General features: G+C 70.7%; 20 protein-coding genes. 18 read left to right on the top strand and 2 right to left on the bottom strand.

The genetic code is table 11. The features are described 5' to 3' along the window. Window positions 1-288: 288 nt before the first annotated feature. The 17 genes from rho (at window position 289) to JOD65_RS18400 (ending at window position 14,723) form a co-directional block, all read left to right on the top strand. Window positions 289-2,160, top strand: a complete 1,872-nt coding sequence (gene rho / locus JOD65_RS18480; protein WP_191195130.1) for a transcription termination factor Rho — start codon at window positions 289-291, stop codon at window positions 2,158-2,160. 129 nt (window positions 2,161-2,289) lie between these two features. Then, window positions 2,290-2,514 (top strand): 50S ribosomal protein L31, encoded by a 225-nt coding sequence (gene rpmE, locus JOD65_RS18475; protein ID WP_191195131.1) that lies wholly within the window; start codon window positions 2,290-2,292, stop codon window positions 2,512-2,514. Between the two features lie 108 nt (window positions 2,515-2,622). Next, the gene (gene prfA, locus JOD65_RS18470; RefSeq protein ID WP_191195132.1) at window positions 2,623-3,696 is read left to right on the top strand and encodes a peptide chain release factor 1; all 1,074 of its coding nucleotides are present in this window, start codon (window positions 2,623-2,625) and stop codon (window positions 3,694-3,696) included. A 1-nt stretch (window position 3,697) separates the two neighbouring features. Next, entirely contained in the window at window positions 3,698-4,543 is an 846-nt protein-coding gene (gene prmC, locus JOD65_RS18465) for a peptide chain release factor N(5)-glutamine methyltransferase (RefSeq protein WP_191195133.1), read from the top strand. Between the two features lie 5 nt (window positions 4,544-4,548). Then, window positions 4,549-5,205, top strand: coding sequence for an L-threonylcarbamoyladenylate synthase (locus JOD65_RS18460; RefSeq protein WP_372440130.1), 657 nt, complete (start codon window positions 4,549-4,551; stop codon window positions 5,203-5,205). Window positions 5,206-5,210: 5 nt separating this feature from the next. Beyond that, complete coding sequence (locus tag JOD65_RS18455) at window positions 5,211-6,416, top strand: MraY family glycosyltransferase (RefSeq protein ID WP_191195135.1); 1,206 nt, start codon at window positions 5,211-5,213, stop codon at window positions 6,414-6,416. Between the two features lie 78 nt (window positions 6,417-6,494). Continuing rightward, window positions 6,495-6,953: a hypothetical protein gene (locus JOD65_RS18450; protein ID WP_191195136.1), complete on the top strand. Its 459-nt coding sequence runs from the start codon at window positions 6,495-6,497 to the stop codon at window positions 6,951-6,953. Beyond that, a complete protein-coding gene (locus JOD65_RS18445) occupies window positions 6,950-7,249 on the top strand; it encodes an AtpZ/AtpI family protein (RefSeq protein ID WP_224747176.1) in 300 nt (99 codons plus the stop codon). The genes JOD65_RS18450 and JOD65_RS18445 overlap by 4 nt, the downstream gene beginning before the upstream one ends. Continuing rightward, the gene (atpB, locus tag JOD65_RS18440; RefSeq protein WP_307821253.1) at window positions 7,246-8,034 is read left to right on the top strand and encodes a F0F1 ATP synthase subunit A; all 789 of its coding nucleotides are present in this window, start codon (window positions 7,246-7,248) and stop codon (window positions 8,032-8,034) included. The genes JOD65_RS18445 and atpB overlap by 4 nt, the downstream gene beginning before the upstream one ends. A gap of 68 nt (window positions 8,035-8,102) precedes the next feature. After that, window positions 8,103-8,312, top strand: a complete 210-nt coding sequence (gene atpE, locus JOD65_RS18435) for an ATP synthase F0 subunit C (protein ID WP_030482691.1) — start codon at window positions 8,103-8,105, stop codon at window positions 8,310-8,312. A 40-nt stretch (window positions 8,313-8,352) separates the two neighbouring features. Next, window positions 8,353-8,913 carry a F0F1 ATP synthase subunit B gene (locus JOD65_RS18430; protein ID WP_191195137.1) on the top strand — a complete coding sequence of 187 codons (561 nt, stop codon included), beginning with the start codon at window positions 8,353-8,355 and terminating at the stop codon, window positions 8,911-8,913. After that, window positions 8,913-9,707: a F0F1 ATP synthase subunit delta gene (locus JOD65_RS18425; protein ID WP_224747177.1), complete on the top strand. Its 795-nt coding sequence runs from the start codon at window positions 8,913-8,915 to the stop codon at window positions 9,705-9,707. Before JOD65_RS18430 ends, JOD65_RS18425 begins: the two co-directional genes overlap by 1 nt. 56 nt (window positions 9,708-9,763) lie before the next feature. After that, the gene (atpA, locus tag JOD65_RS18420; protein WP_191195138.1) at window positions 9,764-11,407 is read left to right on the top strand and encodes a F0F1 ATP synthase subunit alpha; all 1,644 of its coding nucleotides are present in this window, start codon (window positions 9,764-9,766) and stop codon (window positions 11,405-11,407) included. A gap of 4 nt (window positions 11,408-11,411) precedes the next feature. Beyond that, window positions 11,412-12,338, top strand: coding sequence for a F0F1 ATP synthase subunit gamma (locus tag JOD65_RS18415; RefSeq protein ID WP_191195139.1), 927 nt, complete (start codon window positions 11,412-11,414; stop codon window positions 12,336-12,338). A gap of 2 nt (window positions 12,339-12,340) precedes the next feature. Further along, a complete protein-coding gene (atpD, locus tag JOD65_RS18410) occupies window positions 12,341-13,798 on the top strand; it encodes a F0F1 ATP synthase subunit beta (protein ID WP_191195140.1) in 1,458 nt (485 codons plus the stop codon). Beyond that, on the top strand, window positions 13,798-14,202 hold the full coding sequence (locus JOD65_RS18405; protein ID WP_191195141.1) for a F0F1 ATP synthase subunit epsilon: 405 nt from the start codon (window positions 13,798-13,800) through the stop codon (window positions 14,200-14,202). Before atpD ends, JOD65_RS18405 begins: the two co-directional genes overlap by 1 nt. Before the next feature lie 77 nt (window positions 14,203-14,279). Continuing rightward, complete coding sequence (locus JOD65_RS18400; RefSeq protein ID WP_191195142.1) at window positions 14,280-14,723, top strand: DUF2550 domain-containing protein; 444 nt, start codon at window positions 14,280-14,282, stop codon at window positions 14,721-14,723. Here JOD65_RS18400 and JOD65_RS18395 read toward each other — a convergent pair whose 3' ends face one another. Next, window positions 14,724-15,668, bottom strand: coding sequence for a LacI family DNA-binding transcriptional regulator (locus tag JOD65_RS18395; protein WP_204811271.1), 945 nt, complete (start codon window positions 15,666-15,668; stop codon window positions 14,724-14,726). Between the two features lie 102 nt (window positions 15,669-15,770). Here JOD65_RS18395 and JOD65_RS18390 point away from each other — a divergent pair, with 102 nt between their 5' ends. Then, the gene (locus JOD65_RS18390) at window positions 15,771-16,943 is read left to right on the top strand and encodes an MFS transporter (RefSeq protein ID WP_191195143.1); all 1,173 of its coding nucleotides are present in this window, start codon (window positions 15,771-15,773) and stop codon (window positions 16,941-16,943) included. On the opposite strand, the gene JOD65_RS18385 is transcribed toward JOD65_RS18390, so the two are convergent. Further along, window positions 16,940-17,941 carry a sensor domain-containing diguanylate cyclase gene (locus tag JOD65_RS18385; protein ID WP_191195144.1) on the bottom strand — a complete coding sequence of 334 codons (1,002 nt, stop codon included), beginning with the start codon at window positions 17,939-17,941 and terminating at the stop codon, window positions 16,940-16,942. The two genes, JOD65_RS18390 and JOD65_RS18385, sit on opposite strands and share 4 nt — an antisense overlap. Between the last annotated feature and the right edge of the window lies 1 nt (window position 17,942).

Genomic DNA, 17,942 nt, shown 5'->3' with positions numbered 1-17,942 from the left:
TGCCGCCACCTTTTCGGGCAGCTCGTGGGGGGTGGCGGCGGATTGCGTCTGGGGTGGTCGGACACCTGCGATGTGCCGCCACCTCAGGTGCCGGGCGGTCGAGGCCGCTCTTCCGCACCGTCCGGCTCTCGGTCAGCCGAGCGCCTGCTAACCTGACCGCGCGCCGATCGGCGTACCTGCCCGTCCCCGTCCTCGCGATGTCTCGAGGTCCGCGTGGACGGGACCCACCATCCGCCTCGCCGGCCGTTCGACCGGTCCGGGAGGCGACGCAACGTGCGAAGGACCCACGTGACCGAGACCCCCTCTGCTCCTGCGGAGAACGCTGCCACCAAGCCTGCCAAGAAGTCGGGTGGGCTCAGTTCCATGCTCCTGGCTGACCTGAAGTCGATGGCCGCGGGCCTCGGCATCGCCGGAGCGGGCTCGATGAAGAAGGCGCAGCTCGTGGACGCCATCCGCGCGAGTCAGTCCGGTGGCGCCCCGGCCCAGTCGGCGCAGCCGACCCGGTCCGAGCAGCCGGTCAAGAAGCAGGAGCAGCCGGCCGAGCAGCAGGAGAAGCCGGCCCAGCAGCAGGCGCAGTCCGCGGAGACCGCCGCGGCCGCCGAGCCGGCGCCGCAGACGACGGTGCGCACTCGCACCCGCAAGCAGCGCCAGGCAGAGCAGCAGGCCGAGCGGTCGGAGCAGCAGCCCGAGGACCGGCCCGAACAGCGCGCCGAGCAGAAGCCCGAGCAGAAGCCCGAGCGGTCCGAGAAGCAGGACCAGAAGAAGTCGGACAAGCAGCAGGGCCAGAAGCAGGACCAGGGCCAGAAGCAGGACCAGGGCCAGAAGCAGGACCAGGGCCAGAAGCAGGGCAAGCAGAACCAGCAGCAGAACCCGCAGGGCAAGCAGGACCGTGACCAGAACCGGCAGGACCAGAGCCGGCAGGACCAGGCCCGCCAGGACCAGAACCGCCAGGACCAGCAGGCCCAGCACCAGTCCGACGACGACGAGGACGGCGAGGGCGGCAGCCGTCGCAACCGCCGCCGCCGCGGACGCGACCGGACGTTGCCCCGCCAGAGCGGCAGCCGCAACGAGCCCGACACCACGATCCTGGAGGACGACGTCCTGGTGCCGGCCGCCGGCATCCTCGACGTGCTCGACAACTGCGCGTTCGTGCGCACGTCGGGCTACCTCCCCGGCCCGGAGGACGTCTACCTGTCGCTGTCGATGGTCCGCAAGTACCACCTCCGCCGCGGTGACGCCGTGGTCGGTCAGGTGCGCCAGCCGCGCGAGGGCGAGCGTCGGGAGAAGTTCAACCCGATGGTCCGCATCGACAGCGTCAACGGCACCGAGGCCGAGGGCGCCAAGGAGCGCCCGGACTTCGCCGACGCGGTCCCGGTCCACCCGCACCAGCGGCTGCGCCTGGCCTCGGACGCCGACCTGATCGGTCGGGTCGTCGACGTCGCCGCCCCGGTGGGCAAGGGCCAGCGAGGACTGGTCCTCGCTCCGCCGCGCACCGGCGCCACCACGCTCTTCCAGTCGATCGCCCAGTCGGTGACGGCCAACAACCCGGAGTGCCACGTCATGGTGGTGCTGGTCGACACCCGCCCGGAGGAGGTCACCGACTACCAGCGGGCCGTCAAGGGCGAGGTCGTCGCCTCGACCTTCGACCGGCAGCCAGCCGACCACACCCTGGTCGCCGAGCTGGCCATCGAGCGCGCCAAGCGGCTCGTCGAGCTCGGCCACGACGTGGTCGTCCTGCTGGACTCGCTCACGCGCCTCGGGCGGGCCTACAACCTCGCCGCGCCGGCCAACGGCCGCGTCCTGGCCGGCCTCGTCGACGCATCCGCCGTCCACCCGGCTAAGGAGTTCTTCGGCGCTGCCCGCGCGGTCGAGGACGGCGGCTCGCTGACCATCCTGGCGACCGTGGCCGTCGGCACCGGCTCGGCCACTGACGAGTTCTTCCTGGAGGAGCTCGCAGGCGCCGCCAACCTCGAGCTGGTGCTCAGCGCCGAGCGCGCTGCGAAGGGCATCGTCCCCGCGGTCGACATCGCGGCCTCGGGCACCCGGCACGAGGAGAAGCTGCTCGCCCCGGCCGAGGGCGCGGTCGTCGGCGACCTGCGCAAGCAGCTCGCCGCAGCCGACTCCCCGCAGGCCGTGACCAAGGTCGTCGGCGCCCGCTGATCCGCGTTTCCCGAGCGGGAATCCACGGATTGGCGCCGTTGTTCATACCGGTGGCACACTTGTGCGCCGGCTCCGGTTCACGTCACTACGCATCCACGCGGGCGACCCGGAGCAATTCGAGAGGACACCATGAAGAAGGACACCCACCCCGAGTACGTCGAGACCCAGGTGACCTGCACCTGCGGCGCGTCGTTCACGACCCGCAGCACCGCGACCTCCGGCTCGATCCACGCTGACGTCTGCTCGCAGTGCCACCCGTTCTACACCGGCAAGCAGAAGATCCTCGACACCGGCGGCCGCGTCGCCCGGTTCGAGGCCCGCTACGCCAAGAAGGCCCCGGCCGAGACCAAGTAGTCCACGTCAGGCGCCGGTCGCCCGCTCACCGCGGGTGGCCGGCGCCTTGTCGTCTGCAGGTCGTCTGCAGGTCGTCCGCACGTATCCCCACCGACTCGAGGAGCACCGTTGTTCGAAGCCGTCGAGGGCATGCGCGAGGAGCACGCCGACCTCGAGCGACGTCTCTCGCTCCCCGAGACCCACGCCGACCAGCGCCTCGCCAAGCAGCTCAACCAGCGCTACGCAGAGCTGACGGCCGTGGTGACGACCTGGCAGGAGTGGCTCCGCCTGGGCGATGACATCGAGGCGGCACGCGAGCTGGCCTCCGACGACCCCGCCTTCGCGCAGGAGGCCGACGACCTCGCCAAGAGGCGCGACGCCGCGGGGGAGCGGCTGCGCCGGCTGCTGGTGCCCCGCGACCCCTCCGACGGCAAGGACGCGCTGCTCGAGATCAAGTCGGGGGAGGGTGGTGAGGAGTCCGCGCTCTTCGCCGGCGACCTCCTGCGGATGTACTCCCGCTACGCCGAGACCCGCGGCTGGAGCGTCGAGGTGCTCGACGCCACCGAGTCCGACCTCGGCGGCTACAAGTCCGTCACCGCGGCCGTCAAGGCCCGGGGGACCGTCGAGCCCGGCCAGGCGCCGTACGCCCTGCTGAAGTTCGAGGGCGGCGTGCACCGCGTCCAGCGGGTGCCCGTCACCGAGTCGCAGGGACGTGTCCACACCTCCGCCGCGGGGGTGCTGGTGATGCCCGAGGCCGAGCAGGTCGACGTCGAGATCAACGACAACGACCTGCGCATCGACGTCTTCCGCTCCAGCGGCCCCGGCGGGCAGAGCGTCAACACCACCGACTCCGCCGTCCGGATCACCCACGTGCCCACCGGCATCGTCGCGAGCTGCCAGAACGAGAAGAGCCAGCTGCAGAACAAGGAGCAGGCGATGCGCATCCTGCGTGCCCGGCTGCTCCAGGTCGCGCAGGACGCCGCCGACGCCGAGGCCAGCGAGGCCCGCAAGTCGCAGGTCCGCACGGTCGACCGCTCCGAGCGGATCCGGACCTACAACTTCCCCGAGAACCGGATCTCCGACCACCGCACCGGCTACAAGTCCTACAACCTCGACCAGGTGCTCGACGGCGACCTCAAGCCGGTCCTCGACTCGTGCGTGGAGACCGACATGGCCGCCCGGCTCGCGGCCCTGGAGGGCTGAGGTGCGGCCCAGCCAGGCTCGTCGCGAGGCGGCCGCCCGGCTCCGTGACGCCGGCGTTGCGTCGCCCGAGCGTGACGCCGACCTCCTCCTCGCCCACGTGCTCGACGTGCCGCTCGGCCGGCTGCCGCTGGTCGACGACCTCGGGGCGGGGGAGCAGGAGCGGTACGACGCCCTGCTGACGCGCCGCGCGGCCCGCGAGCCGCTTCAGCACCTCACCGGCACCGCGGCGTTCCGCCACGTCGAGCTGGCGGTCGGGCCCGGGGTCTTCGTGCCGCGCCCCGAGACCGAGCTGCTCGCCGGCTGGGCGATCGAGCAGGCGCAGTCCCTCGAGGGGGCGCCGGTGGTGGTCGACCTGTGCACCGGGTCGGGCGCGATCGCCGCCGCCGTCAAGGACGAGCTTCCGCACGCCGACGTGCACGCCGTCGAGATGAGCCCCGACGCGTTCCGCTACGCCGAGACCAACCTTGCCTCGTTCCCCGGCGTCGACCTGCGGCTCGGCGACGCCTTCGAGGCGTTCGACGACCTCGCCGGCACCGTCGACGTCGTGGTGTGCAACCCGCCCTACGTCCCGCTGGAGGCCTGGGAGTCCGTCGCCGTCGAGGCACGCGACCACGACCCCCACCTCGCGCTCTTCTCGGGGCAGGACGGGCTCGACGCCATGCGGCTCCTCGAGCGCCGGGCGGCCGCCCTCCTCCGGCCCGGGGGAGTGGTGGGGGCCGAGCACGCCGACGTCCAGGGTGCCTCGGCGCCGGCCGTCTTCGCGGCGACCGGGCGCTGGCTCGACGTGCGCGACCACCTCGACCTCGCGGGTCGACCGCGCTACGTGACCGCGCGACTGGCACGATGAGCGGCGTGGACAGGCTTGCGACCTCGACCGAGGAGGAGCGGGAGGCGGCGGTGACCGCCGCCGCCGGTGCCGTACGACGCGGAGACCTGGTGGTCATCCCCACCGACACCGTCTACGGCATCGCCGCCGACGCGTTCTCCCACGAGGCCGTACGACGCCTCCTGCAGGCCAAGGGTCGGGGCCGCGAGATGCCGCCGCCGGTGCTCGTGTCCGCCGCGACCACCCTCGACGCGCTCGCCGAGACCGTGCCGCCGTGGGCGCGCACGCTGGTCGAGGAGTTCTGGCCCGGCCCGCTCACGCTCGTCTGCCGGCAGCAGGGCTCACTCGTGTGGGACCTCGGGGAGACCCGCGGCACGGTCGCGGTGCGGATGCCCGACGACGAGGTCGCCCTCGCCGTCCTCGAGCGCACCGGTCCGCTGGCCGTGAGCTCGGCCAACCTCACCGGCCGCCCCGCCGCCACCGACGCCGACCAGGCCGAGGAGATGCTCGGCGACGTCGTCGCGGTGATCGTGGACGCCGGCGCGTCCCCGGGCGGCGAGGCCTCCACGATCATCGACGTCACCGTGCCCGAGGGCCGGGTGCTGCGTCTCGGCGCGTTGTCGCTGGAGCGGCTCAACGCGGCGATCGAGGAGCACGGGGTCGTGCTCGAAGACCAGGGCTAGGCCGGATGCGGGAGTACCTCCTCGTCTTCCTGGTCGCCCTGTCGGTGACCTACCTGCTCACGGTCGTCGCGCGGGAGATCGCGCTGCGCACGGGGGCCGTCGCCGCGGTCCGCGACCGCGACGTCCACGCCGAGCCGATCCCCTACCTGGGCGGGCTGGCCATGCTCGGGGGGCTCTACGCGGCCTACCTCGTCGCCCGCCACCTGCCGTTCCTGTCCACCAGCGAGGAGTTCGTCTTCCCCGACGCCGGGGCGGTGCTCCTGGCAGGAGCCCTCGTCTGCGCCGTCGGGGTCATCGACGACATCTTCGAGCTCGACGCGCTGACCAAGCTCGGCGGCCAGGTGCTCGCCGCCGGCCTGCTGGTCACGCAGGGCGTGCGGTTCTACTACTTCCCGGGCGCCGACGGCACGCAGTTCTCCCTCGACGACGTGCAGGGCGCCGTGCTCACCCTCCTCGTGGTCATCGGCACCATGAACGCCGTCAACTTCGTCGACGGCCTCGACGGGCTGGCCGCCGGCGTGGTGGGCATCGGTGCCGCGGCGTTCTTCCTCTACTGCTACTTCGCCTCCGCGCAGGCCAACCTCACCCTGGCCACGACCGGCGCCCTGCTGAGCGCCGCCCTCGCGGGGGCGTGCGCGGGCTTCCTGCCGCACAACTTCCATCCCGCCCGACTCTTCATGGGCGACTCGGGGTCGATGCTGATCGGGCTCGTGCTGTCGGCGAGCGCGCTGACCCTGACCGGGCAGTTCGTCGGCATGCCGGAGACGACCGGCAACAGCCTGTTCGTGACCGTGCTGCCGGTGCTGCTGCCGATCTCGCTGCTGATGGTGCCGATCGTGGACCTGGTCCTGGCCGTCGTACGACGCACGCGTGCCGGTCGCTCGCCGATGAGCGCCGACAAGCAGCACCTGCACCACCGCCTCCTCGAGATCGGCCACTCGCAGCGGCGCGCGGTGCTGATCATGTGGATGTGGGCCTTCACGATCGCCACCGGCGCGGTGCTGGTGAGCCTGTTCGACGACCCGCTGGTCTGGTGGAGCCTCGGCTCGATGATCGTCCTGACGGTGGCCCTGACCTTCGTGCTGCCGAAGCTGCACCGCCCGCGCAAGACCGGCCTCGGCGACACCGGGCTGCCCGAGAACGCCAGTGTCGAGGGGCGTGTCGAGGGGCATGCCGAGGAGCGCACGGACGACGCCGTCCCCGGCCCCTGATTTCAGCGCCCCAGTGACTTTGTGATAGTTTTCACGAGCAGGGAAGCACCGACCGTAGAGACCAGACAGGCCGCCGACATGACGACCGAGAGCCGCGCGAGCACCCGCCGCAGCAGCCTCGTGCCGGGCGTCCGGGTCGTCGCTCGAGCAGCCGCCCTGACGGCGCTCGCGGGGGTTGTCCTGGTGGTTGTCGCCGCCGTGGTGCACGGGGGAGAGGCGGCCGCTGCCGCCGCCGTCGGCGCCGGCCTGGTGCTCCTGGTGGTGTCCTTCGGCACGCTGTCCCTCCACGTCGTCGCGAGCGCGATGCCGACGGCGTCCCTCCTCGTCGCGATGGTCACCTACGCGACCCAGCTCGCGATCGTGCTGCTGGTCTTCCTCGCCATCACCCGGGGCGACGTCTTCTCGAGCGACCAGGCGCGCGGCTGGCTTGCCGCTGCGATGGTCCTCTCCACGCTCGTGTGGACGGCTGCGCACCTCGTCCTCACCGCGCGGGAGCGGGCGCCCTACTTCGACCTCCCGCCCGGGGGTGAGTCATGACCACCGCGACTGATAATGTCCGCAGCGCAATGGCCGAGTCCGGTGCCACTTCCTCCCAACCGTCACGCAGCAGTGCTCCCAGCTACCTCGTGGCCGGGGTGCTGTTCTACGGAGCGGTCGGTTGGCTCCTGGACCAGTGGCTGGGCACCCGCTTCCTGGTGGCGGCGGGGGTCCTGCTCGGCGGCGCACTTGGCACGTACATGATGATCGTGCAGCTCAAGCGGCAGACCGCCGCGGAGGAGACGCACGCCAGCACCAAGACGAGCGACAAGACGAGCAGCGAGGAGTCGGAGTGAGCATCACCCAGCCTGTGGCGGCAGAGGGCGGTTCGGGCTTCCACCCCCCGGGTCCCGGAAGCTTCGAGCTGCCGCCGATCTTCGGTGACGTCACCAAGCCGATGGTGCTGCTCGTCCTGTCGGCGGTGCTGATCTTCGGCTTCTTCTACTTCGCCTCGCGCAGCGCCTCCCTGGTGCCGAACCGGCTCCAGTTCGCCGGCGAGATGGTCTACGGCTTCGTGCGCAACAACGTGGCCCGCGACAACATCGGGTCCGAGCACTACATGAAGTTCGTGCCCTACCTGTTCACGCTGTTCACCTTCATCCTGGTGAACAACTACTACGGCCTGGTCCCGTTCCTGCAGTTCCCGAGCTTCTCGCGCATCGGCTTCATCGTGCCGCTGGCGCTCCTCACGTGGCTGGTCTACGTCGGCGCCGGGATCTGGAAGCACGGTCCGCTCGGCTACCTCAAGCACGCGACGATGCCCAGCGGCGTCAAGGGCCCGATCCTGCTGCTGCTGGTGCCGCTGGAGTTCTTCTCCAACATCATCATCCGACCCGTCACGCTGACGCTCCGTCTCTTCGGCAACATGTTCGCCGGCCACCTGCTGCTGATCCTGTTCGCCACGGGTGGATGGGCGCTGCTCTCCAGCGGCAACCTCCTCTACGGCGCCGTCGGCGTGCTGTCCTTCGGCCTCGGCATCGGCGTCAGCTTCCTCGAGATGCTGGTGATGTTCCTCCAGGCCTACGTCTTCACCCTCCTGACCTCCATGTACATCGGTGAAGCGCTCGCCGACGAGCACTGATCCGCACCACCCCACAAGTTTCGCCAAACAGCGGCGCGAGAGACGCGTCGCCGACGAAAGGAAAAGCCGTGGAAGGCTCCATCAACCTGGTCGGTCTCGGCCTGTCCGCCATCGGTCCCGGCGTAGGCATCGGCCTGATCTTCGCCGCGTTCATCTCCGGTGTCGCCCGCCAGCCCGAGGCCCAGAGCCGTCTGCAGTCGATCGCCATCCTTGGCTTCGTTCTCGCCGAGGCGCTCTTCATCATCACCGTCGCGCTCGCGTTCGTCCTGCCTCTCTGACGTCCGCCGCACCCAGCTCTAGACCGTAGGAGTTCGACTCATGGACCACATCGTCCTGGCGGCGGCGGAGGGAGAGACCCACAGCCCGGTGCTGCCGGTCTGGTCAGAGGTCATCCTCGCCTTCATCGTCTTCGCGATCCTCTATGTGCTCGTCACGAAGTTCGTCGTCCCGATGTTCGAGAAGACGTTCGCCGAGCGCACGGCGGCCATCGAGGGTGGGCTCAGCGCGGCCGAGACCAAGCAGGCCGAGGCCGACGCCAAGCTCGCCGAGCTCGAGAAGCAGCTCGCCGACGCCCGGCACGAGGCCGCACGCATCCGTGAGGAAGCGCGCGAGCAGGGTGCCGCGATCATCGCCGAGATGCGGGAGCAGGCTCAGTCCGAGTCCACCCGGATCGTCGAGCACGGCAAGACGCAGATCGAGGCCGAGCGCCAGCAGGCGGTCACCTCGCTCCGCGCCGAGGTCGGCGCCCTCGCGACCGGCCTGGCCGGACGCATCGTCGGCGAGAGCCTCGACGACGAGGCTCGCCAGAGCCGCGTGGTCGACCGGTTCCTCGCCGAGCTCGAGGCGCAGAACGGCACCACCTCGGGGAGCGTCAACTGATGATGCGAGGAGCGTCTGCCGACGCCTACGCCGCAGCCGCCGAGGCCCTCCCGGGCTCCGGCGACCTCGGCAAGGTGGCTCAGGACCTGTTCGGAGTCTCGGACCTGGTCCGCTCCGAGCCGGGCCTGCGGCGCGTCGCCACGGACGCGTCGGTCCCCGGCGAGGCCAAGGCGGAGCTGCTCCGCGGCGTCCTCACGGGGAAGGTCTCGACCGAGGCCCTCGACGTGGTGAGCGTGGCGGTCTCCCAGCGCTGGAGCGCCGGGCGCGACCTGCCCGACGCCCTGGAGCAGCTGGGCGTCGTGGCAGCGGTTCGCTCGACCGGCAGCGACGTCGCCCGCCTCGAGGACGAGATCTTCGCGGTGGGTCGGCTCGTGCAGGCAAACCCGGAGCTGCGCGACGCGCTCTCCGACCCCGCTCGCAGCCGCGACGACAAGTCGAGCCTGATCAGCGGCCTGCTGGGCGACAAGGTCCTTCCCGCGACCATCGCGCTCGTGCAGCAGTCGCTCTCGGGCAGCCACCGGACGGTCACGGTGGCCCTCGCCAGCTACCAGAAGGTGGCCGCCGAGGTCCGTGGGCAGGGCGTGGCGACGGTGCGCGTCGCGCAGCCGCTCGCCCAGGCCGAGCGTGACCGGCTGGCCGCGGCCCTCGCACGCACCTATGGTCGCGAGGTGCACCTCAACGTCATCGTGGACCCCGACGTCATCGGTGGCATCCGTGTGGAGATCGGCGACGACGTCATCGACGGCACCGTCTCCACCCGCCTCGACGAGGCCGGGCGCAAGCTCGCCGGCTGACCCGTGACCGACATCCAAGAACTTTTCGAGCAGACCCAGAGAACAGGTGAGATGAAATGACGGAGCTGTCCATCCGTCCGGACGAGATCCGCGACGCTCTTCAGCGCTTCGTGTCGGACTACAAGCCCGAGTCGGCCAGCAAGGAAGAGGTCGGCACCGTGGCCGAGGCCGCGGACGGCATCGCCCGTGTCAGCGGCCTGCCCTCCGTGATGGCCAACGAGCTGCTCGAGTTCGAGGACGGCACGCTCGGCATCGCGCTGAACCTCGACACCCGCGAGGTCGGTGTCGTGGTCCTGGGTGACTTCGACAAGATCGAGGAGGGCCAGGTCGTGCGTCGCACGGGCGAGATCCTCTCGGTCCCCGTCGGCGACGGCTACCTCGGCCGCGTGGTCGACCCGCTCGGCACCGCGATCGACGGTCTGGGCGAGATCACCCCGCTCGAGAGCCGTCGCGCGCTGGAGCTGCAGGCTCCGGGCGTCATGGTGCGCAAGTCGGTGCACGAGCCCCTCGCGACCGGCATCAAGGCGATCGACGCCCTGACGCCCATCGGCCGCGGTCAGCGTCAGCTGATCATCGGTGACCGCTCGACCGGCAAGACCACGATCGCCATCGACACGATCATCAACCAGAAGGCCAACTGGGAGTCCGGTGACCCGGACAAGCAGGTGCGCTGCATCTACGTCGCGATCGGTCAGAAGGGCTCGACCATCGCCGCCGTGCGTGGCGCCCTCGAGGAGGCCGGCGCGCTCGAGTACACCACCATCGTGGCCTCGCCCGCGTCCGACTCCGCGGGCTTCAAGTACCTCGCCCCCTACACCGGCTCGGCCATCGGCCAGCACTGGATGTACGAGGGCAAGCACGTCCTGATCGTGTTCGACGACCTGACCAAGCAGGCCGAGGCCTACCGCGCCGTGTCGCTGCTGCTGCGTCGCCCGCCGGGCCGCGAGGCCTACCCCGGCGACGTCTTCTACCTGCACAGCCGGCTCCTCGAGCGGTGCGCGAAGCTGTCCGACGAGATGGGCAAGGGCTCGATGACCGGTCTGCCGATCATCGAGACCAAGGCCAACGACGTCTCGGCGTTCATCCCGACCAACGTCATCTCCATCACCGACGGCCAGATCTTCCTGCAGTCCGACCTGTTCGCGGCCAACCAGCGCCCGGCGATCGACGTGGGCGTCTCGGTCTCGCGCGTGGGTGGCTCGGCCATGACGAAGGCCATGAAGTCCGTCACCGGCTCGCTGAAGGTCGACCTGGCGCAGTTCCGCGCCATGGAGGCGTTCGCGATGTTCGCCTCCGACCTCGACGCGGCCTCGCGCCAGCAGCTCGACCGCGGCCAGCGCCTGATGGCGCTGCTCAAGCAGCCGCAGTACTCGCCGTACCCGGTCGAGGAGATGACGGTCTCGCTGTGGACGGGCACGTCGGGTCGCCTCGACAAGGTCCCGACCGACGACGTGCTGCGCTTCGAGAACGAGTTCCTCGACTACCTGCGTCGCAGCCACGAGGGCATCCTCGCCGGCATCCGCGAGAGCCTGAAGTTCGAGGACTCCACCGAGGACCAGCTCGCCTCGGCCTACGACTCCTTCCTCGACCAGTTCGAGACTTCCGACGGCCAGAGCATCAAGGCCGGTAAGGAAGAGCACGTCGCCCTCGAGGACGAGGACGTCGAGCAGGAGCAGATCGTCAAGCAGAAGCGGGGCTGACGCAATGGCTCTCTCCGTACGCGAGTACCGCGCGCGGATCAAGTCGACGGAGTCGATGAAGAAGATCACGCGTGCCATGGAGCTCATCGCCGCGTCCCGGATCATCAAGGCGCAGCAGCGGGCCCAGGCGGCAGCGCCCTACGCCCGCGAGCTGACCCGTGCCGTGTCGGCCGTGGCGACGTACTCCAACGTCGACCACGCGCTGACCCTCGAGCCGGAGGACCCGAAGAAGGCTGCGGTCCTCATCGTCACCTCCGACCGCGGGCTCGCCGGCGCCTACTCCTCCAGCGTCATCAAGGAGGCTGAGCGTCTCATCGAGAAGCTCAAGGGCGAGGGCAAGGACGTCGACGTCTACACCAGTGGTCGCAAGGGCGAGGCCTACTTCAAGTTCCGCCAGCGCGCGGTCGCGCAGGCGTGGACGGGCTTCTCCGACCAGCCGACCTACGACGTCGCGGCCGAGATCGGCGCCACGCTGATCGAGGCCTTCCTCGCCGACGCCGACGACAGCGACACCGACGTCCGGGCCGTCGACGAGGTCCACGTGGTCTACACGCGGTTCCGCTCGATGCTCAGCCAGGAGCCGACCGCCGTACGCCTGCTGCCGCTGGAGGTCGTCGAGGGCACCGAGGCGCCCGACAAGGCCGACCTGCTGCCGCTCTACGAGTTCGAGCCGTCCCCCTCGGAGGTGCTCGACTCGCTGCTGCCGCGCTACGTCCAGAGCCGGATCTTCTTCGCCCTGCTGCAGGCTGCTGCTTCCGAGCTCGCCGCCCGACAGAAGGCCATGAAGGCCGCGACGGACAACGCCGACGAGCTCATCAAGAAGTACAAGCGCATCGCCAACCAGGCCCGCCAGGCTGGCATTACCCAAGAGATCAGCGAGATCGTCGGTGGCGTCAACGCCCTTGCCGACGCACAAGCCGGGAGTGAGTGAACATGACTGCCACTGTTGAAGAGACGACCACCGAGAGCAAGGGCGGCGCCGTCGGCCGCATTGCCCGGGTCATCGGCCCCGTCGTGGACATCGAGTTCCCGACCGACTCGATGCCCCCCATCTACAACGCCCTCACCTGCGAGTTCGAGCTGAGCGGCGAGACCAAGTCGATCATCCTCGAGGTCGCCCAGCACATCGGTGACGGCATGGTCCGCGCCATCTCCATGAAGCCGACCGACGGCCTCGTGCGAGGCGGCCAGGTCACCGACACCGGCGAGTCGATCACCGTCCCCGTGGGCGACGCGACGCTCGGCAAGGTGTTCAACACCACCGGTGACGTGCTCAACCTCGAGGAGGGCGAGACCTTCGAGCCCGCCGAGCGGTGGGGCATCCACCGCAAGGCGCCCGCCTTCGACCAGCTGGAGTCCAAGACCCAGATGTTCGAGACCGGCATCAAGGTCATCGACCTGCTCACCCCCTACGTGCAGGGCGGCAAGATCGGCCTGTTCGGTGGTGCCGGCGTCGGCAAGACCGTGCTCATCCAGGAGATGATCGCGCGTGTCGCCAAGGACCACGGTGGTGTGTCGGTGTTCGCCGGTGTCGGTGAGCGCACCCGCGAGGGCAACGACCTCATCGTCGAGATGGAGGAGGCCGGCGTCCTCGGCCAGACCGCCCTCGTCTTCGGCCAGATGGACGAGCCGCCGGGCACGCGCCTGCGCGTCGCTCTGTCGGCCCTGACGATGGCGGAGTACTTCCGCGACGTGCAGAAGCAGGACGTGCTGCTCTTCATCGACAACATCTTCCGCTTCACCCAGGCCGGGTCCGAGGTCTCCACGCTGCTCGGTCGCATGCCGTCCGCCGTGGGCTACCAGCCCAACCTGGCCGACGAGATGGGTCAGCTGCAGGAGCGCATCACCTCGACGCGTGGCCACTCGATCACCTCGCTGCAGGCGATCTACGTCCCCGCCGACGACTACACCGACCCGGCGCCGGCCACGACGTTCGCGCACCTCGACGCGACCACCGAGCTCTCCCGTGAGATCGCCTCGCTCGGCATCTACCCGGCCGTGGACCCGCTGACCTCGACCTCGCGCATCCTGGACCCGCAGTACATCGGCGAGGACCACTACCGCTGCGCGGTGCGGGTCAAGCAGATCCTGCAGCGCAACAAGGAGCTCCAGGACATCATCGCGATCCTCGGTGTCGACGAGCTCTCCGAGGAGGACAAGATCATCGTCTCCCGGGCCCGCCGCATCCAGCGCTTCCTGTCGCAGAACACCTACGTCGCCAAGCAGTTCACCGGCATCGAGGGTTCGACCGTCCCGGTGGCCGACACCATCGAGGCGTTCAACAAGATCGCCGACGGCGAGTACGACCACGTGGCCGAGCAGGCCTTCTTCATGTGCGGCGGTCTGGACGACGTCGAGCAGAAGTGGGCCGAGATCCAGAAGAGCCTCTGATGGCCGAGTCCACCGACAAGGTCCTCCAGGTCGAGCTGGTCGCCGCCGACCGGCTCGTCTGGTCGGGACAGGCCACCATGGTCATCGCCCGCACCACCGAGGGCGACGTGGGCATCCTGCCCAACCACGCGCCGCTGCTGTCCTCGATCATCGAGGGCGTCGTGGACGTGCAGACCGCCGAGGGCGAGACCTGGATCGCGGCTGTCGACGCCGGCTTCCTGTCGGTGGCCGACAACCGCGTCTCGATCCTGGCCGAGCGGGCCGAGATGTCGCACGAGATCGACCTGGAGAAGGCGCGCGAGGAGCTCGAGCGCTGCAAGCAGGCCGGCGAGAACGACGACGAGGCGCAGGAGAAGCTGCGTCGCGCCGAAGCACGCATCCGCGCCGTGGAGCGGGCCTCCTGACGAGGCTCGAAACCCGACCGCTAGGGTGAGCGCACGAACCGTCAGGTTCGTGCGCTCACTGCGTTCGGAGGGTGTGGATGCCGGTCTGGGAATGGGCGCTCGACATCGTCGGGCTCTGCCTGCTCCTCGCCCTGCTCTACGGCATCGCACTCATCGTCCGGCGCCGCCTCCTCGCGCGTCACGGCGGCACGTTCGAGCTGAGCTACCGTGCGCGCACCGAGCACCCGGGGCGCGGCTGGCTGCTGGGCATCGGCCGCTACTCCGGCCAGTCGCTGGAATGGTTCCGGATCTTCTCGCTGTCGCCGCGTCCGAAGCGGGTGTGGGCCCGTGACCTTCTGGACTACGCCGGTCGCCGTGCGCCGGCGGGCGCGGAGGAGATGTCGCTCTACGACGGCCACGTCGTGGCGGCCTGCCACTACGACCACGAGCCGCTGGAGATCGCGATGAGCGAGGCCTCCCTCACCGGCTTCCAGTCCTGGCTGGAGTCCGGTCCGCCCGGCACCGACTGGAACCGCCGCTAGTCACACCGTCGGCGCCGTCCCCGTCGAGCCGCCCACCCGCATCCGGACCGGCAGCAGCACGTCCTCGGTGACCTCGCCGGCGATGCGCGAGAGCACGGCCCGCGCGGTCGCCCGTCCCTTCTCGGCCAGCGGCTGCACGACGGTCGTCAGCTCGACGTCGAGCCACGGCGTCGCGACCCCGTCGAACCCGGCGACGCTGACGTCGTGGGGGACTGCCATGCCGCGCCGTCGCGCCTCGAGCACCACCCCCGCGGCCTGGACGTCGCTCTGGCAGACCACGGCCGTCGCCTGGCCGCCCCGGTCCCACCACGCGCCGACCGCGAGCTGCGCAGCCTCGAGGTCGCTCGCGCACGGCCCGATCACCTCCGCGTCCGGGTAGACGTCCCGCAGCCCGGCCTCGCGCTCGCGCTGGGGGTGCGAGGGGTCGAGGGTGAGGGTCGCGACCCGGCGGTGTCCCAGGTCGTGGAGGTGCCGGGCGACCTCGGCAGCACCGCGACGGTGCTCGACGTCGACGTAGGTCGCCCCCGTCCACGCCGGGCCCTCGACGACGACCAGCGGCACGCCGCGGGCCACCAGGTCGTCGTACGGGCCCCAGGTCTCGCACCCGCAGATGTCGTAGATGACCGCGTCGAGGGGGAGTCCTGCGTGCTCGTCGCCGTCCGGCATCAGCAGCAGACCGAGCCCCGCAGCGTCGAGGACCTCCGAGACGGCATCGAGCATCGGCAGCGCTGCCGGGTCGCGGAAAGCGGTGCTGAGCCGACCCACGGCGACGCCCACCACGCCACTGCGACCGCGGCGCAGGTTGCGGGCCAGCGGGTTGGGGCCGGCGTAGCCCAGGGCGCCGGCAGCGGCCAGCACCCGGTCGCGCGTCTCCCCGGAGACCGGCTTGTTGCCCGAGAAGGCGAGCGAGGCGGTGGAGAGCGACACGCCCGCGGCGGCAGCCACGTCGGCCATGGTGGGGGTTCGGGTTGGACCGGACACGTCTCGGACGATAGCATCGAATCGATTCGATCGAAACGTTTCGCCGTGTACCCGAGGAGCAGCACCGTGCCCACCCTGACCGCCGCACGCAACGCCGTGGGGCTGACGTTCTTCCTCAACGGGCTGGTGTTCGCCAGCTGGGTCTCCCGCATCCCCGAGGTGCGCGCCAGCTTCGACCTCACCAACGGGCAGCTCGGCCTCGTGCTGCTCGCCATCGCGCTGGGATCGGTGCTGGCACTGCCGACGACCGGCGCCGCCATCAACGCCATGGGCACCGTGCGCATCGTCCGGATCGGTGCCGGCGCGGCGACCCTCGGGATGGTGGCCGCTGCGATCGGCCTGGGTGACGCGCTGCCGCTGACGGTCGCGGGACTCTTCGTCTACGGGCTCGGCATCGGCGTCTGGGACGTGGCGATGAACGTCGAGGGCGCCGAGGTCGAGCGCGGCCTGCGACGCACGATCATGCCGCGCTTCCACGCCGGCTTCAGCGGGGGCACGGTGGTCGGCGCCCTGCTCGGGGTGCTGCTGATCGAGCTCGGCGTGCCGGCCCTGGTCCACCTCGTGGGGATCGTCCTGATCGCCATCGTGCTGGTGTGGCGCACGTCCCCGTCGTTCCTGCCCGTGCCGGAGCGGCACGAGGAGAGCGCCACCTCGGCCGCGCGCGCCTGGCTCGAGCCGCGGACCCTCCTGATCGGCGTCATGGTGCTGGCGCTGGCGATGACCGAGGGCACGGCCAACGACTGGCTGGCCGTCGCGTTGGTCGACGGTCACGACGTCTCCCACGCCGTGGGCGTGGCCGGCTTCGCCGTCTTCGTGCTGGCGATGACCGCGGGCCGCTTCGCCGGGACCGGCCTGATCGACCGGTTCGGCCGCGTGGCCGTGCTGTGGGGCACGATGGCACTCGCCGGCGCCGGCGTCCTGCTGATCGTCCTCGCCGAGCAGCCGGCGCTCGTCGTGGTCGGCATCGTGCTCTGGGGGGTGGGCGCCTCGCTCGGCTTCCCGGTCGGCATGAGCGCCGCCGCCGACGACCCGGTCCGCGCCGCGTCGAGGGTCAGCGTCGTGTCGACCATCGGCTACGCGGCGTTCCTCGCCGGCCCGCCGCTCCTCGGCTTTGTCGGCGACGAGGTGGGCACGCTCAAGGCGCTGCTGGTCGTCGCCGTGCTCCTCATGCCCGCGGCGCTGGTCGTGCCGGCGGCCCGCGAGCAGCGCGGGGTCCGGTCCGGCCAGCCGGTCGGCTAGGGCGTGAGGGACACGCCCTGGGCCCGACCGGCCTGGCGTCGGCGCTTGTCGACGTACATCGCGGCGTCTGCCTCGGCCTCGGTCTGGGTGATGGTCCCCGCGCGCTCCAGCGTGGCGGCGCCGATGCCGGCCGACAGCCCCGCCGCGGCCAGCTCGGAGCGGATCCGGTCGGCGTAGACGGCCACCTGCGACGCCGTCGTCTGGGGGCACAGGACACCGAACTCGTCACCGCCGAGCCTCGCCACCAGGTCGGTCTGGCGGGAGGACCCGCGCACGACCCCGGCGGCCCGGCGGAGCATGGCGTCGCCGGCGGCGTGACCGTCCCGGTCGTTGACCTGCTTGAGGCCGTCGAGGTCGATCATCACGATGCTCGCGTGGTCGCCGAGGCGGTGGTGGCGCGTCTGCTCGGTCTGGCAGGCGCGCTGCCACGAGCGCCGGTTGCGCAGCCCTGTCAGCGGATCGGTCTCCGACTCCTGGAGCGTGAGCTCGAGGCGACGCGCCAGGGACACGGCGCGGCCGTCGAGGTTGCGGACGACGCTGAGCAGGTGGCCGAGCAGCTCCAGCTGCGGTCCGAGCTCGGTGAAGGAGTCGGGGCGCGCCTCGGGGTCGATGCCGCAGATCGTGCCGAACAGCGTCTCGTCGTGGTTGTAGACCGGGATGCCGACGTAGCTCGCGACCGACAGGGCGCGCGCCGCACGGTTGGATGCGTAGGCCGGGACCCGCGAGATGTCCGGGGCGACGCCCGGAGCCCCGTTGACCCACATCTCGTGACAGAGGGAGTCCTCCCAGGCGGGCCCGTCGCCTGCGCCCAGCCCGAAGTCGTTGTCGGGCGTGACCTCGAGGTAGACCTGCCGGCCGTCGATCACGCGCGACACGGTCCAGAACTCCATCGGCACCTGGGCCTGCAGGTAGTCGAGGACCAGCCGCGAGGCGTCCTCGAAGCTGGTCATCGTGGCGAGCGCGGGCGGTGGCGCAAGGGCAGTGCTCTGCGTGGGCACG

The organism is Nocardioides cavernae (genome assembly GCF_016907475.1).
Classification (GTDB): Bacteria; Actinomycetota; Actinomycetes; order Propionibacteriales; family Nocardioidaceae; genus Nocardioides; species Nocardioides cavernae.
This window is presented reverse-complemented; position numbering and strand designations above follow the sequence as displayed.

Excerpts from the sequence above, each read along its gene's own strand:
- JOD65_RS18400 (WP_191195142.1), top strand. The coding sequence starts at position 14,280 with ATGCCGGTCTGGGAATGGGCGCTCGACATCGTCGGGCTCTGCCTGCTC.
- atpA (WP_191195138.1), top strand. The coding sequence starts at position 9,764 with ATGACGGAGCTGTCCATCCGTCCGGACGAGATCCGCGACGCTCTTCAG.
- JOD65_RS18455 (WP_191195135.1), top strand. The coding sequence starts at position 5,211 with ATGCGGGAGTACCTCCTCGTCTTCCTGGTCGCCCTGTCGGTGACCTAC.
- JOD65_RS18425 (WP_224747177.1), top strand. The coding sequence starts at position 8,913 with ATGATGCGAGGAGCGTCTGCCGACGCCTACGCCGCAGCCGCCGAGGCC.
- rpmE (WP_191195131.1), top strand. The coding sequence starts at position 2,290 with ATGAAGAAGGACACCCACCCCGAGTACGTCGAGACCCAGGTGACCTGC.
- JOD65_RS18445 (WP_224747176.1), top strand. The coding sequence starts at position 6,950 with ATGACCACCGCGACTGATAATGTCCGCAGCGCAATGGCCGAGTCCGGT.
- JOD65_RS18450 (WP_191195136.1), top strand. The coding sequence starts at position 6,495 with ATGACGACCGAGAGCCGCGCGAGCACCCGCCGCAGCAGCCTCGTGCCG.
- JOD65_RS18415 (WP_191195139.1), top strand. The coding sequence starts at position 11,412 with ATGGCTCTCTCCGTACGCGAGTACCGCGCGCGGATCAAGTCGACGGAG.
- JOD65_RS18430 (WP_191195137.1), top strand. The coding sequence starts at position 8,353 with ATGGACCACATCGTCCTGGCGGCGGCGGAGGGAGAGACCCACAGCCCG.
- JOD65_RS18405 (WP_191195141.1), top strand. The coding sequence starts at position 13,798 with ATGGCCGAGTCCACCGACAAGGTCCTCCAGGTCGAGCTGGTCGCCGCC.
- atpD (WP_191195140.1), top strand. The coding sequence starts at position 12,341 with ATGACTGCCACTGTTGAAGAGACGACCACCGAGAGCAAGGGCGGCGCC.